Genomic DNA, 15,158 nt, shown 5'->3' with positions numbered 1-15,158 from the left:
TGGGAACGGTGTCTGGATCAGGCCGAGATGCGCGGGATGGTGTCGTCGCTGCGCAGGGTGAAAATCTCGTAGCCGGTGTCTGTGACAAGCAAAGTGTGTTCCCACTGTGCCGACAGCTTGCGATCCTTAGTGATCGCGGTCCAGCCGTCGCCCAGTACTTTGGTGTCGGCCTTGCCCTGGTTGATCATCGGCTCGATGGTGAAGGTCATGCCGGCCTTCAGTTCCATGCCGGTGCCGGCGCGGCCGTAGTGCAGGATCTGCGGCTCTTCGTGGAACACTTTGCCGATGCCGTGACCGCAGAACTCGCGCACCACCGAGAAGCCGTTCTTTTCAGCGTGCTTCTGGATGATTTCGCCGATGTCGCCGAGGCGGCAGCCGGGTTTGACGATTTCGATCGCCTTGTACATGCATTCCTGGGTGACCTGCGACAGGCGCTCGGCCCAGACCGGCACGGTACCGACGTGGAACATGCGGCTGGTGTCGCCGTGGTAACCGTCCTTGATCACGGTGACGTCGATGTTCAGGGTGTCGCCGTTTTTCAGCGGCTTGTCGTTCGGGATACCGTGGCAGACCACGTGGTTGATCGAGGTGCAGATCGACTTCGGGTAGCCCTTGTAGTTGAGCGGGGCAGGGATGGCCTGCTGCACGTTGACGATATAGTCGTGGCAGATCTGGTTCAGCTCATCGGTGGTCACGCCCGGCTTGACGTGCTCGGCAATCATTTCCAGCACATCGGCGGCCAGTTTGCCGGCGACACGCATGCCAGCGATGTCCTCGGGGGTTTTGAGGGTGACGGTCATACAGGCTCTCTCTGCGCTCGGCGGCGCTTGCTGATACGAACAGGGGCGCGGCTGTTGATATGGCGGCCCCGAAAAACGCGATTCTAACAGACCAAAGGCGCAAATCCGCGCCTGCGTGCATCGCTTCTCTCTATACAATGCGGTGCATTGTCCCGATTCCAAGGGGCTGGCGCGCATGTCCCTGACGCGATTGCAGATTCCGGGTTCCGTTTGCGTCGTCCCTGTGGTATAAAATGCGCCGCTTTCCGGGGATAGCCCCGAGAGCATTAACCCACACACGTGTCGACACGATGGCCTGGGTGCCTTTGATCCTCGGATCAATGGTTGGTCATTGGGATGCGTGGAGGCCCAACCCGACTTATCAAGGAACTATCATGTCCCAAGTCAACATGCGCGATATGCTGAAGGCCGGTGTGCACTTCGGTCACCAAACCCGTTACTGGAATCCGAAAATGGGTAAATACATTTTCGGCGCGCGTAACAAGATTCACATCATCAACCTTGAAAAAACCCTGCCAATGTTCAACGAAGCTCTGACTTTCGTAGAGCGTCTGGCCCAGGGCAAAAACAAGATTCTGTTCGTCGGCACCAAGCGTTCCGCTGGCAAGATCGTTGCTGAAGAAGCAGCACGTTGCGGTTCGCCGTACGTCGATCACCGCTGGTTGGGCGGCATGCTGACCAACTTCAAGACCATTCGTGCTTCCATCAAGCGTCTGCGTGACCTTGAAGTACAAGCCGAAGACGGTACTTTCGCCAAGCTGACCAAGAAAGAAGCGCTGATGCGCACTCGCGATCTTGAGAAGCTGGATCGCTCCCTGGGCGGCATCAAGGACATGGGCGGTCTGCCAGACGCACTGTTCGTGATCGACGTTGACCACGAGCGCATCGCGATCACCGAAGCCAACAAGCTGGGCATCCCGGTCATCGGCGTTGTCGATACCAACAGCAGCCCGGAAGGCGTTGACTACATCATCCCAGGCAACGATGACGCAATCCGCGCTATCCAGCTGTACATGGGTTCGATGGCTGACGCAGTCATCCGCGGTCGCAACAACGTTGCTGGCGGTACTGTAGAATTCGCAGCTGAAGAAACTCAGGCTGCAGCTGAGTAATTGACGCCCTGGCGTTGACTCAGTAAGCAAAAAGGGGGCTTGGCCCCCTTTTTGCCACCTCGAAAACCATTTGTCGGCAGCGCAGCTACAGCATCTGTAACGTGCAGCGGCTACAAGGTGGCTCGGGAAGAATTGAACGCCCGTTCGATCGGGTGGAATGGTTGAAAACCTATCCAAGAGGAATTTGAAAATGGCAGCAATTACTGCAGCGTTGGTCAAAGAACTGCGCGAGCGTACCGGCGAAGGCATGATGGATTGCAAGAAAGCCCTGGAAAAGGCTGGCGGCGACATCGAAAAAGCCATTGATGACATGCGTGCTTCGGGCGCGATCAAGGCTGCCAAGAAAGCTGGCAACGTTGCCGCTGAAGGCGCTATCGCCATCAAGGACGACGGCAAGGCTGCCGTTCTGATCGAAGTCAACTCGCAGACCGACTTCCTGGCTCTGCAGGACGACTTCAAAAACTTCGTTGCTGCCAGCGTTGACAAAGCATTCGCTGACAAGCTGACCGACGCAGCTCCGCTGATCGCTGCTCAAGAAGCCGCTCGCGAAGCACTGGTTGCCAAAGTGGGCGAGAACGTCAACATCCGTCGCCTGGTGCGCGTAGAAGGCGACGTAGTCGGCACCTACCTGCACGGCAACAAGATCGGTGTTGCTGTTGTCCTGAAAGGCGGCGACGTCGAGCTGGCCAAAGACATCGCAATGCACGTTGCTGCAAGCAACCCTGAGTTCCTGCTGCCTTCGCAAGTCTCCGACGAAGCGATCGAGCGTGAAAAGGCTGTGTTCCTGCAGCTGAACGAAGAAAAAATCAAAGGCAAGCCAGAAAACATTGTTGAGAACATGGTCAAAGGCCGTATCAGCAAGTTCCTGGCAGAAGCAAGCCTGGTTGAGCAGGCGTTCGTCAAGAACCCTGAAATCAAGGTTGGCGAGCTGGCCAAGAAAGGCGGCGCTGAAATCGTTTCCTTCACTTACTTCAAAGTAGGCGAAGGCATCGAGAAGCCGGTCGACAACTTCGCTGAAGAAGTTGCTGCCCAGCTGGCTGCCGCCAAGCAATAAGACGGTTTTTCAACTGTCGCCCGAAAGAGGCTGCCCGCTCACGCGCGCAGCCTCTTTTCAGATAGGGTTACCAATTTTTAATTGGTTTCCCCTTGGAACTGACTTACAAAGCCATGTTCCGATGGCGCTGAAGCAGCGCCAAGCTAGAGTGAACGCCAGCTGTAAACAGCTCGCAAAGAATTTTTAAAATACGCCGCAGGAGAGATTCGCAATGGCTCAGCAGGGCAGTGGTTATCAGGCTCGCTATAAACGCATTCTACTCAAGCTTAGCGGCGAGGCCCTGATGGGCTCGGAAGAGTTCGGGATCGATCCGAAGGTGCTGGATCGCATGGCGCTGGAAGTCGGCCAGTTGGTCGGCATCGGCGTCCAGGTCGGTCTGGTGATCGGTGGTGGCAACCTGTTCCGCGGTGAAGCGCTGAGCAAGGCCGGTATGGATCGGGTCACGGGCGACCACATGGGCATGCTGGCCACTGTGATGAACGCCCTGGCCATGCGCGACGCGCTGGAACGTGCCAATATCTCGGCCATCGTGATGTCGGCCATCTCCATGGTCGGTGTGACCGATCACTATGACCGTCGCAAGGCCATGCGCCACCTGAACTCCAAGGACGTGGTGATCTTCGCGGCCGGTACCGGCAATCCGTTCTTTACCACGGATTCGGCAGCCTGCCTGCGCGCCATTGAAATCGACGCTGATGTCGTGCTCAAGGCGACCAAGGTCGATGGCGTCTACACCGCTGACCCGTTCAAAGACCCGCATGCCGAGAAGTTCGATCATCTGACATACGATGAAGTACTGGATCGCAAGCTGGGTGTAATGGATCTGACGGCTATCTGCCTGTGCCGCGATCACAAGATGCCGCTGCGCGTATTTAACATGAACAAGCCCGGTGCCCTGCTGAACATTGTGCACGGCGGCGCAGAAGGGACTTTGATCGAGGAAGGCCAACAATGATCAACGAAATCAAGAAAGACGCCCAAGCGCGTATGCAGAAATCCCTGGAGTCTCTGAACCACGCGTTCGGCCAGATTCGTACCGGCAAGGCTCACCCGAGCATCCTCGGCAGTGTCATGGTGCCTTACTACGGCACCGACACCCCGCTGAGCGGCGTTGCCAACGTCACCGTGAAAGACTCGCGCACCCTGCAGGTCGTGGCGTTCGAGCGCAACATGCTCGCTGCCGTCGACAAGGCAATCCAGAGCGCCGGTCTGAACCTCAACCCGACCAACCTGGGTGAGTTGCTGTTGATCCCTATGCCGGCCCTCACCGAGGAAACGCGTAAAGGCTTCACCAAGCAGGCGCGTAGCGCTGCTGAAGACGCGCGTGTTGCCGTGCGCAATATTCGTCGTGATGCCTTGGGCGAGCTGAAGAAACTGGTCAAGGACAAGGAAATCAGCGAAGACGAAGAGCGTCGTGCCATCGCTGATATCGATAAGCTGACCAAAGAATCCGAGGCCCAGATCACCAAGGCCACGGACGAGAAAGAAAAAGACCTGATGGCCGTATAAGGGTCGAGTTTTAAATGGACAAGACCAAGCAGACTGCGCCGTCCGCGGTGCCGCGCCATGTCGCGATCATCATGGATGGCAATAATCGCTGGGCGAAAAAACGCTTCATGCCGGGTGTCGCCGGGCATAAAGCGGGCGTGGATGCTGTACGGGCGGTGATTGAGGTGTGTGCCGAGGCCAAGGTCGAGGTGCTCACCCTGTTCGCTTTTTCCAGTGAAAACTGGCAGCGCCCGGCCGATGAGGTCAGCGCCTTGATGGATCTGTTCTTCAAGGCGTTGCGTCGCGAGGCCAAGCGCCTGAACGACAACAACATCAGTCTGCGCATCATTGGTGACCGTACGCGGTTTCATCCTGAGCTTCAGGCGGCCATGCGTGAAGCGGAAGCGATGACTGCCGGTGCCAACCGTTTCATCCTGCAGATCGCCGCCAACTACGGCGGTCAGTGGGATATTGCGCAAGCGGCGCAGCGTCTGGCGCGTGAAGTTCAGGCCGGTCATCTGCGGCCGGAAGACATCACGCCGGATCTGCTGCAGACCTGTCTGGTCACCGGTGATCTGCCGTTGCCCGACTTGTGCATCCGCACCGGTGGCGAGCACCGCATCAGCAATTTCCTCTTGTGGCAGCTGGCTTACGCCGAGTTGTACTTCTCCGACCTGTTCTGGCCGGACTTCAAACACGAAGCCATGCGCAATGCGCTGGCCGATTTCGCTTTGCGCCAGCGTCGCTTCGGTAAAACGAGTGAGCAGGTTGAAGCTGGAGCCCGGGTTTAATGCTTAAACAACGCATCATCACTGCACTGATTCTGCTGCCGATCGCCCTGGGCGGTTTTTTCCTGCTCGAAGGCTCAGGTTTTGCCCTGTTCATCGGGCTGGTCGTGAGTCTGGGGGCCTGGGAATGGGCGCGTCTGGCTGGCTTCACCGCGCAGGCATTTCGTGTCGGCTACGCGGCAGTGGTCGCGCTGATGCTGTTCGTCATGTACATCCTGCCGGGGCTGGCGCCTTGGGTGCTGGGCGCTTCGGTGATCTGGTGGGCACTGGCGACGTGGCTGGTGTTGACGTACCCGCGTTCCAGCGAGCGTTGGTCCAGTGCCGCCAGCAAGCTGGTGATCGGTTTGCTGATTCTGTTGCCCGCCTGGCAAGGGCTGGTGCAGATCAAGCAATACCCGCTCGGCAACTGGCTGATCATGGCCGTGATGGTGCTGGTCTGGGGTGCTGATATCGGGGCGTATTTCTCCGGTCGCGCGTTCGGCAAGCGCAAGCTGGCGCCGCAAGTCAGTCCCGGTAAAAGCTGGGAAGGCGTGTATGGCGGTCTGGCGCTGAGCCTGGTCATCACCACCCTGGTCGCGCTGTTCCGTGACTGGACGGTGGCGCAACTGTTCAAGGGGTTGATCGGTGCGGCGGTGATTGTCTTCATCTCGGTGGTGGGCGATCTGACCGAAAGCATGTTCAAGCGTCAGTCCGGCATCAAGGACAGCAGTAATCTGCTGCCCGGCCACGGTGGCGTGCTGGATCGTATCGACAGCCTGACGGCGGCGATCCCGGTGTTCGCGGTGCTGCTGTGGATGGCGGCGTCGTGAGTCGCCCGCAGCAGATTACCGTCCTGGGCGCGACCGGTTCGATCGGTCTGAGCACCCTGGATGTCATCGCCCGGCATCCGGAGCGTTATCAGGCTTTCGCCCTGAGCGGTTTTACCCGTCTGAGCGAACTGTTTGCCCTGTGTGTTCGCCATCTCCCGAAATATGCAGTGGTGCCGGAAGCCGGCGCTGCCCGCAATCTGCAGGACGATTTGCGTGCGGCAGGCCTGTCGACGCAGGTGCTGGTCGGCGAGGAAGGCTTGTGTCAGGTCGCTGCTGCGCCCGAGGTGGATGCTGTCATGGCCGCCATCGTCGGCGCCGCCGGTCTGCGTCCGACCCTCGCGGCTGTCGAGGCGGGCAAGAAGATTCTTCTGGCCAACAAGGAAGCGCTGGTCATGTCCGGCGCCTTGTTCATGCAGGCCGTGCGCAAGAGCGGTTCGGTCCTGCTGCCGATCGACAGTGAGCACAACGCGATTTTCCAGTGCATGCCGCAGGACTTTGCTCGCGGGTTGAGCAAGGTTGGGGTCCGCCGGATTTTGCTGACAGCCTCTGGCGGCCCTTTCCGGCAGACGCCGATGGCCGAACTGGCGCATGTTTCACCTGACCAGGCGTGTGCACACCCGAACTGGTCGATGGGCCGCAAGATCTCGGTCGATTCGGCCAGCATGATGAACAAGGGGCTCGAGTTGATCGAGGCCTGCTGGTTGTTCGATGCCAAGCCTTCGCAAGTCGAAGTGGTGATCCATCCACAAAGCGTGATTCATTCGCTGGTCGATTATGTGGACGGCTCGGTGCTGGCGCAGTTGGGCAATCCCGACATGCGTACGCCGATTGCCAATGCTCTGGCCTGGCCTGAGCGCATCGATTCGGGCGTGGCGCCGCTGGATCTGTTCGCTGTTGCGCGCCTGGATTTCGAAGCCCCCGACGAAGAGCGCTTTCCGTGTCTGCGTCTGGCGCGGCAAGCTGCCGAGGCGGGAAACAGCGCCCCGGCCATGCTCAATGCGGCGAATGAAGTGGCGGTTGCCGCGTTTCTCGACGGACGGGTTCGCTACCTGGAAATCGCGAGTATCATCGAGGAAGTCTTGAACCTCGAGCCTGTGGTGGCCCTGGACAATCTCGATGCGGTGTTCACCGCTGACGCGACTGCCCGGACATTGGCCGGACAGTGGTTGAGTCGTCACGGCCGATAGGTCTTGCAACACATGGCTTCACGCGGCACTGGACAGGATTGCGGAGAAAGTAGATGAGCGCGCTCTATATGATTGCCGGCACCCTGATCGCTCTGGGTGTGCTGGTCACCTTTCACGAATTCGGCCATTTCTGGGTCGCGCGTCGCTGTGGCGTCAAGGTTCTGCGTTTCTCCGTGGGCTTCGGCATGCCGCTGCTGCGCTGGCATGACAAGCAGGGTACCGAGTTCGTGGTCGCGGCCATTCCGCTGGGTGGTTACGTCAAGATGCTCGATGAGCGCGAAGGCGAAGTACCGGCCGATCAGCTCCATCAGTCATTCAATCGCAAGTCTGTTCGTCAGCGTATCGCCATTGTAGCGGCCGGCCCTGTGGCCAACTTTCTGCTCGCGCTGGTGTTCTTCTGGGTGCTGGCCATGCTCGGCAGCGAGCAGATTCGCCCGGTCATCGGTTCGGTGGAGTCCGGCAGCATCGCCGCAACGGCCGGACTGAGCGCCGGCCAGGAGATCGTCGCGATCGATGGTGAGCCGACCTCGGGCTGGGCTGCGGTCAACCTGCAACTGGTGCGACGTCTCGGGGAAAGCGGTTCCTTGCAGGTACTGGTGCGCGAGCAGGGCTCTACGGCGGATACGCCTCGTGAACTGGCACTCGATAAATGGCTCAAGGGGGCTGACGAGCCGGATCCGATTCGCTCTCTCGGCATTCGCCCTTGGCGCCCGGCATTGCCGCCGGTGCTGGCCGAACTCGACCCGAAAGGTCCGGCCCAGGCAGCCGGGCTGAAAACCGGCGATCGTCTGCTGACGCTGGATGGCAAGGCGCTGGATGACTGGCAGCAAGTAGTCGACACCGTTCGTACGCGTCCTGATACCAAAATCGTGCTGCGCGTCGAGCGCGACGGTGTTCAAATCGACGTCCCTGTGACACTGGCCGCGCGTGGCGATAAAAAGTCTCCAAGCGGTTACCTGGGGGCGGGTGTTAAGGCTGTCGACTGGCCGCCGGAAATGATCCGCGAGGTCAGTTACGGGCCTTTGGCGGCAATTGGCGAGGGTGCCCGTCGCACCTGGACCATGAGCGTCCTGACGCTGGATTCACTGAAGAAAATGCTCTTCGGCGAGCTCTCGGTAAAAAACTTGAGTGGACCGATAACCATTGCTAAAGTGGCGGGCGCTTCTGCCCAGTCGGGCGTCGCTGATTTCCTGAATTTCCTTGCTTATCTGAGTATTAGCCTGGGGGTTCTGAATTTGCTGCCCATTCCTGTACTGGATGGGGGGCATTTGTTGTTTTATCTGATCGAGTGGGCGCGTGGTCGTCCCTTGTCGGATCGGGTGCAAGGTTGGGGGATACAGATCGGTATCAGTTTGGTGGTCGGGGTGATGTTGCTTGCTCTGGTCAACGATCTGGGTCGTCTGTAACGCTTCGCTGAATTGCGAATCTGCCGCATTTTGCGGCAGTTTGTTTATTGCCAGTTGGAATAAGAAAGGACTTCATGAAACGTCTGCTGCTAACTGCGGTTCTCACCGTATTGATGATCGCCGAAGTTCACGCCGAGTCCTTCACTATCTCTGATATTCGCGTCAATGGCCTCCAGCGGGTCTCCGCGGGTAGCGTCTTTGGTGCCTTGCCGTTGAACGTCGGCGAGCAGGCGGATGATCGTCGCCTGGTGGAATCCACTCGTGCGTTGTTCAAAACCGGTTTCTTTCAAGATATCCAGCTGGGCCGCGAAGGCAACGTTCTGGTGATCACTGTCGTCGAACGTCCCTCGGTCGCGAGCATCGAGATCGAGGGCAACAAGGCGATCTCCACCGAAGACCTGATGAAAGGCCTCAAGCAATCCGGTCTGGCCGAAGGCGAGATCTTCCAGCGCGCGACCCTCGAAGGTGTGCGTAACGAGCTGCAACGTCAATACGTTGCACAAGGTCGCTACTCGGCTACCGTCGATACCGAAGTGGTCTCGCAGCCGCGCAACCGTGTCGGCCTGAAAGTGAAGATCAACGAAGGCACCGTCGCTGCCATTCAGCACATCAACGTGGTGGGCAACACGGTTTTCCCCGAGGAAGACCTGACCGACCTGTTCGAACTGAAAACCACCAACTGGCTGTCGTTCTTCAAGAACGACGACAAGTACGCCCGTGAAAAACTGTCCGGTGACCTGGAGCGTCTGCGTTCCTACTACCTGGACCGCGGCTATATCAACATGGATATCGCTTCGACCCAGGTGTCCATCACCCCGGACAAGAAGCACGTCTACATCACCGTCAACGTCAACGAAGGCGAGAAGTACACCGTTCGTGACGTCAAGCTCAGCGGTGACCTGAAGGTTCCTGAAGATCAGGTCAAGTCCCTGTTGCTGGTGCAGAAAGGGCAGGTGTTCTCGCGCAAGCTGATGACCACCACCTCCGAGCTGATCACCCGTCGTCTGGGTAACGAGGGTTACACCTTCGCCAACGTCAACGGCGTGCCACAACCGCACGACGAAGATCACACCGTCGATATCCTGTTCGCTGTCGATCCGGGCAAGCGTGCCTACGTCAACCGCATCAACTTCCGTGGCAACACCAAGTCCGAGGACGAAGTGCTGCGTCGTGAAATGCGTCAGATGGAAGGTGGCTGGGCTTCGACCTACCTGATCGACCAGTCCAAGACCCGTCTGGAGCGTCTGGGCTTCTTCAAGGAAGTCAACGTCGAGACCCCGGCCGTGCCAGGTGTCGACGACCAGGTTGACGTGAACTACAGCGTTGAAGAGCAGGCTTCCGGTTCGATCACCGCCAGCGTCGGTTTCGCCCAGAGCGCCGGTCTGATCCTCGGTGGTTCGATCACCCAGAACAACTTCCTCGGTACCGGTAACCGCGTCAGCGTCGGCCTGACCCGCAGCGAATACCAGAGCCGCTACAACTTCGGCTACGTTGACCCCTACTGGACCGCCGATGGCGTGAGCCTGGGTTACAACGCCTTCTACCGCACCACCGACTACAAAGACCTCGACGTCGACGTAGCGAGCTATGCGGTAGACAGCCTGGGCGCCGGCGTGAACGTGGGCTACCCGATCAGCGAGACTTCGCGTCTGACCTTCGGCCTGTCCGTTCAACAGGATGAGATCAAGACCGGTACCTACACCGTTGACGAGATTTTCGACTTCGTTAACAAAGAAGGCGACAAGTACCTGAACTTCAAGGCCTCCGCCGGCTGGTCCGAGTCCACCTTGAACAAGGGTGTATTGCCGACCCGTGGTCGCTCCCAGAGCCTGACGCTGGAAACCACCGTTCCAGGCAGCGATCTGTCGTTCTACAAACTTGATTACCGTGGTCAGCTGTTCCAGCCGATCAGCGAAAACTACACCCTGCGCCTGCACACCGAACTGGGTTATGGCGACGGTTACGGTTCGACCGACGGCTTGCCGTTCTATGAAAACTACTATGCTGGTGGTTTCAACTCGGTTCGTGGCTTCAAGGACAGCACCCTGGGCCCGCGCAGTACGCCGAGCCGAGGCACCAACCCGGGCACATTGGCTGACCCGGACCAGGATCCGCTGCCGTTCGGTGGTAACGTCCTGATCCAGGGCGGTGTCGAGGTTCTGTTCCCGCTGCCGTTCGTCAAGGATCAGCGTTCCCTGCGTACTTCGGTATTCTGGGATGTCGGTAACGTATTCGACTCCAAGTGTTCCGATACTACGAACGCCAACGGTACTAAATCGAACACTCAGTGCAACGACATCAGCCTCAGCAACATGGCCAGCTCCGTCGGTGTCGGCGTGACCTGGGTTACCGCACTGGGCCCGCTGAGTTTTGCACTGGCGATGCCGATCAAGAAACCGGATGACGCTGAAACTCAAGTGTTCCAATTCTCCCTCGGCCAGACGTTCTAAGCGTCTGACCCAAGATAACGACAATGGATTTTGTAGGAGTGCATCGTGCGTAAGTTGACTCAATTGGTTCTCCTGGCCTCCGTACTGGTGGCAGGCCCGGCATTTGCCGACATGAAAATCGCCGTTCTGAACTATCAGATGGCTCTGCTGGAATCCGACGCGGCCAAGAAGTACGCCGTGGATGCCGAGAAGAAGTTCGGCCCGCAACTGACCAAACTCAAGACCCTGGAAAGCAGCGCCAAGGGCATTCAGGATCGTCTGATGGCCGGTGGTGACAAGATGCAGCAAGGCGAGCGCGAGCGTCTGGAGCTTGAGTTCAAGCAAAAGGCTCGTGACTTCCAGTTCCAGTCCAAGGAGCTGAACGAAGCCAAGGCTGTTGCCGACCGCGAAATGCTCAAGCAACTGAAGCCGAAACTGGATAGCGCAGTGGAAGAAGTCATCAAGAAAGGTGGTTTTGACCTGGTGTTCGAGCGTGGCGCAGTGATCGATGTCAAACCTCAGTACGACATCACGCGCCAGGTTATCGAGCGCATGAATCAGCTGAAGTAACCCATGACCGTGACCATCAAGCTCGGCCAGTTGGCCGAGTTCCTCGGCGCCACCCTGAGTGGCGACCCCGAGAAGCAAATTACTGGGCTAGCCACCTTGCAGGAGGCTGGCCCAGCTCAGTTGAGCTTTCTGGCAAACCCCCAATACCGTAAATACCTGGCAGGCTCGCAAGCTGCAGCCCTGTTGCTCAAGGCTGCCGACGCGGAAGGTTATGCCGGTGATGCGCTGGTGGTGCCGGATCCTTACCTGGCTTACGCGCGCATTTCCCATCTGTTCGATCCGAAGCCCAAGGCAACTGCCGGCGTTCATCCGACGGCGGTGATCGCCGAGGACGCCGTGGTCGATCCGAGTGCCAGTGTCGGTCCCTTCGTGGTGATCGAAGCCGGTGCTCGAATCGGCGCGGACGTAACGCTCGGCGCACATTGCGTCGTCGGTGCCCGCAGTGAAATCGGCGAGGGCGGCTGGCTGGCCCCGCGGGTCACGCTGTATCACGATGTGCGGATCGGCAAGCGTGTGGTGATCCAGTCCGGGGCCGTGCTCGGCGGTGAAGGCTTCGGCTTTGCCAACGAGAAGGGCATCTGGCAGAAAATTGCCCAGATCGGTGGCGTGACCATCGGCGACGATGTGGAGATTGGCGTGAATACCGCCATCGACCGCGGTGCGTTGGCCGATACCGTGATCGGTAACGGCGTGAAACTCGACAACCAGATTCAGATCGCCCACAACGTGCAGGTCGGTGACCATACCGCCATGGCAGCGTGCGTGGGGATTTCCGGCAGCACCAAGATTGGCAAGCACTGCATGCTCGCCGGGGGTGTTGGCCTGGTCGGGCACATCGATATTTGCGACAACGTATTCCTGACCGGGATGACCATGGTGACCCACTCGATTACCGAGCCGGGTGCCTATTCTTCCGGCACAGCCATGCAACCTGCGGCCGAATGGCGCAAAAGCGCGGCCCGTATTCGTCAGCTCGATGACATCGCGCGACGTTTGAAACAGCTGGAAAAGCGGTCCGGGGAAGTGACCCCCGACGGTAATGCTTCATCTGAAGGCTGATACCATTTCCATATCAAGTGTGCACAGCCTCTGGACTGCCTCCTTGATTTGCTAGAGGAGTGCGCGTCAGTCGCGCTCCCAATCTTTACATAGGCTTCCCCCCGAAATGATGGACATCAACGAGATTCGCGAATACCTGCCTCACCGTTACCCGTTCCTGCTGGTGGACCGGGTAGTGGAGCTGGATACGGAAGGCAAGCGCATTCGCGCCTACAAGAATGTCAGCATCAACGAACCGTTCTTCAATGGTCACTTCCCTGCGCATCCGATCATGCCGGGCGTGCTGATCATCGAAGCCATGGCTCAGGCTGCCGGGATCCTCGGTTTCAAGATGCTTGACGTGAAACCGGCCGACGGCACGCTTTACTACTTCGTCGGTTCCGACAAGCTGCGCTTCCGCCAGCCGGTGCTGCCGGGTGATCAGTTGATCCTTGAAGCCAAGTTCATCAGCTGCAAGCGTCAGATCTGGAAGTTCGAATGCCAGGCTTCGGTCGATGGCAAACCGGTCTGCTCGGCTGAAATCATCTGTGCGGAACGCAAGCTATGAGTTTGATTGACCCTCGCGCAATCATCGATCCGTCGGCCGTCCTGGCTGATGGCGTCGAGGTCGGCCCGTGGTCGATCATCGGTGCAGGTGTGGAAATCGGCGAGGGAACGGTCATCGGGCCACACGTGATCCTCAAAGGTCCGACCCGTATCGGCAAGCACAACCGCATCTACCAGTTTTCCTCGGTAGGCGAAGATACGCCGGACCTGAAATACAAGGGCGAAGAAACCCGCCTGGTGATCGGTGACCACAACGTCATCCGCGAAGGCGTGACGATTCACCGTGGCACCGTTCAGGATCGTTCCGAAACGACCCTGGGTGATCACAACCTGATCATGGCCTATGCCCACATCGGACATGACAGCGTCATCGGCAACCACTGCATCCTGGTCAACAACACTGCGTTGGCCGGCCATGTGCACGTTGATGACTGGGCGATCCTGTCCGGTTTCACCCTGGTGCATCAGTATTGCCACATTGGCGCCCACAGCTTTTCCGGCATGGGCACGGCGATCGGCAAGGACGTTCCGGCGTTCGTCACCGTATTCGGCAACCCGGCCGAAGCGCGCAGCATGAACTTCGAGGGCATGCGCCGTCGCGGTTTCAGCGAAGACGCCATTCACGCCCTGCGCCGTGCGTACAAAACGGTGTATCGCCAGGGCCTCACCGTCGAACAGGCGCTGGCCGAACTGGCCGAGCCGTCTGCACAGTTCCCGGAGGTCGCGATGTTCCGTGACTCCATCCAGTCGTCGACCCGCGGCATCACCCGCTGACCATGGCCAATCTGCGTATTGCGCTGGTGGCGGGGGAGGCTTCCGGTGACATTCTGGGCGCCGGTCTGATGCGTGCCCTCAAGGCACAGCATCCTGCGGTGGAGTTCATTGGTGTCGGCGGCCCGCTGATGCAGGCCGAAGGCCTGACCTCCTATTTTCCGATGGAGCGTCTGTCGGTCATGGGGCTGGTGGAAGTTCTCGGTCGGTTGCGTGAATTGCTCAAGCGCCGCAAGGACCTGATCGCCACGCTTATCGCTGAAAAGCCGGATGTCTTCATCGGCATCGATGCGCCGGATTTCAACCTCAATATCGAACTCAAGCTGCGTCAGGCCGGGATCAAGACCGTGCACTACGTCAGCCCTTCGGTGTGGGCATGGCGGCAGAAGCGGGTGCTGAAGATCCGCGAAGGCTGCGACCTGATGCTCACGCTGTTGCCGTTCGAAGCCAGATTCTACGAAGAGAAGGGCGTACCGGTGCGGTTCGTCGGCCACACGCTGGCCGACACCATTCCACTGGAGGCCGATCGCGCCGCTGCGCGGGCCGAACTCGGTCTGCCGGACGGCCCGCTGGTGGCTTTGATGCCCGGCAGCCGGGGCGGCGAAGTCAGTCGTCTGGGTGCGCTGTTCCTTGATACCGCCCAACGCCTGCGGGCCATGCGCCCGGGCGTGCGTTTCGTCATACCGTGCGCCAACCCCGAGCGCCGTGCCCAGCTCGAAGAGCTGCTGGCCGGCCGCGACCTGCCGGTGACTCTGCTCGATGGCAAATCCCATCTGGCCCTGGCGGCGTGCAATGCGGTCCTGATCGCGTCGGGTACGGCGACCCTGGAAGCGCTGCTTTACAAGCGCCCGATGGTCGTGGCTTATCGCCTTGCGCCGCTGACGTTCTGGATTCTCAAGCGCATGGTCAAGAGCCCGTACGTATCCCTGCCAAACCTGCTGGCCCAGCGATTGCTGGTGCCGGAATTGTTGCAGGATGATGCGACGGTCGAGGCGCTCGCCCAGACCTTGTCGCCGTTGATCGACGGTGGCGAAGAACAGACCCGCGGTTTCGACGAAATTCATCGCACTCTGCGCCTGGACGCTTCCAATCAGGCGGCTGACGCCGTTCTGAACCTGATCGGGCAAACACGATGAGCA

The 15,158-nt window shown here is 59.2% G+C and carries 15 protein-coding genes; 14 read left to right on the top strand and 1 reads right to left on the bottom strand.

Annotated elements, in window-relative coordinates:
- Positions 1–17: 17 nt before the first annotated feature.
- A complete protein-coding gene (gene map / locus K5E37_RS01030) occupies positions 18–800 on the bottom strand; it encodes a type I methionyl aminopeptidase (protein WP_039769663.1) in 783 nt (260 codons plus the stop codon).
- A 374-nt stretch (positions 801–1,174) separates the two neighbouring features.
- On the opposite strand from map, the gene rpsB reads away from it, so the two are divergent.
- From rpsB to lpxB, 14 genes are all read left to right on the top strand, one after another.
- On the top strand, positions 1,175–1,912 hold the full coding sequence (rpsB, locus tag K5E37_RS01025) for a 30S ribosomal protein S2 (protein ID WP_008052780.1): 738 nt from the start codon (positions 1,175–1,177) through the stop codon (positions 1,910–1,912).
- A 190-nt stretch (positions 1,913–2,102) separates the two neighbouring features.
- Entirely contained in the window at positions 2,103–2,966 is an 864-nt protein-coding gene (tsf, locus tag K5E37_RS01020) for a translation elongation factor Ts (RefSeq protein ID WP_011332682.1), read from the top strand.
- A 211-nt stretch (positions 2,967–3,177) separates the two neighbouring features.
- A complete protein-coding gene (gene pyrH, locus K5E37_RS01015) occupies positions 3,178–3,921 on the top strand; it encodes a UMP kinase (RefSeq protein WP_003222124.1) in 744 nt (247 codons plus the stop codon).
- Complete coding sequence (gene frr / locus K5E37_RS01010) at positions 3,918–4,475, top strand: ribosome recycling factor (RefSeq protein ID WP_007954771.1); 558 nt, start codon at positions 3,918–3,920, stop codon at positions 4,473–4,475. Before pyrH ends, frr begins: the two co-directional genes overlap by 4 nt.
- Positions 4,476–4,489: 14 nt before the next feature.
- Positions 4,490–5,245 carry a polyprenyl diphosphate synthase gene (gene uppS / locus K5E37_RS01005; protein ID WP_007954779.1) on the top strand — a complete coding sequence of 252 codons (756 nt, stop codon included), beginning with the start codon at positions 4,490–4,492 and terminating at the stop codon, positions 5,243–5,245.
- Complete coding sequence (locus tag K5E37_RS01000; protein WP_007954781.1) at positions 5,245–6,051, top strand: phosphatidate cytidylyltransferase; 807 nt, start codon at positions 5,245–5,247, stop codon at positions 6,049–6,051. Before uppS ends, K5E37_RS01000 begins: the two co-directional genes overlap by 1 nt.
- Positions 6,048–7,238: a 1-deoxy-D-xylulose-5-phosphate reductoisomerase gene (ispC, locus tag K5E37_RS00995; protein WP_221532914.1), complete on the top strand. Its 1,191-nt coding sequence runs from the start codon at positions 6,048–6,050 to the stop codon at positions 7,236–7,238. The genes K5E37_RS01000 and ispC overlap by 4 nt, the downstream gene beginning before the upstream one ends.
- A 53-nt stretch (positions 7,239–7,291) precedes the next feature.
- Positions 7,292–8,644 carry a sigma E protease regulator RseP gene (gene rseP, locus K5E37_RS00990; protein ID WP_007954785.1) on the top strand — a complete coding sequence of 451 codons (1,353 nt, stop codon included), beginning with the start codon at positions 7,292–7,294 and terminating at the stop codon, positions 8,642–8,644.
- Between the two features lie 74 nt (positions 8,645–8,718).
- Positions 8,719–11,094, top strand: coding sequence for an outer membrane protein assembly factor BamA (bamA, locus tag K5E37_RS00985; protein WP_007954787.1), 2,376 nt, complete (start codon positions 8,719–8,721; stop codon positions 11,092–11,094).
- A gap of 45 nt (positions 11,095–11,139) precedes the next feature.
- Positions 11,140–11,643, top strand: a complete 504-nt coding sequence (locus K5E37_RS00980) for an OmpH family outer membrane protein (protein WP_003222140.1) — start codon at positions 11,140–11,142, stop codon at positions 11,641–11,643.
- 3 nt (positions 11,644–11,646) lie between these two features.
- Positions 11,647–12,702, top strand: coding sequence for a UDP-3-O-(3-hydroxymyristoyl)glucosamine N-acyltransferase (lpxD, locus tag K5E37_RS00975; protein WP_007954790.1), 1,056 nt, complete (start codon positions 11,647–11,649; stop codon positions 12,700–12,702).
- A gap of 106 nt (positions 12,703–12,808) precedes the next feature.
- Positions 12,809–13,249, top strand: coding sequence for a 3-hydroxyacyl-ACP dehydratase FabZ (gene fabZ, locus K5E37_RS00970; protein ID WP_003222142.1), 441 nt, complete (start codon positions 12,809–12,811; stop codon positions 13,247–13,249).
- Positions 13,246–14,022: an acyl-ACP--UDP-N-acetylglucosamine O-acyltransferase gene (gene lpxA / locus K5E37_RS00965; RefSeq protein ID WP_007954792.1), complete on the top strand. Its 777-nt coding sequence runs from the start codon at positions 13,246–13,248 to the stop codon at positions 14,020–14,022. The genes fabZ and lpxA overlap by 4 nt, the downstream gene beginning before the upstream one ends.
- 2 nt (positions 14,023–14,024) lie before the next feature.
- A complete protein-coding gene (gene lpxB, locus K5E37_RS00960) occupies positions 14,025–15,155 on the top strand; it encodes a lipid-A-disaccharide synthase (RefSeq protein ID WP_011332691.1) in 1,131 nt (376 codons plus the stop codon).
- Positions 15,156–15,158 lie beyond the last annotated feature (3 nt).

It is taken from the genome of Pseudomonas sp. RIT778 (genome assembly GCF_019718735.1).
Classification (GTDB): domain Bacteria; phylum Pseudomonadota; class Gammaproteobacteria; order Pseudomonadales; family Pseudomonadaceae; genus Aquipseudomonas; species Aquipseudomonas aphyarum.
The sequence above is the reverse complement of the archived record's forward strand: the minus strand, read 5'-3'. Positions and strand labels throughout refer to the sequence as shown.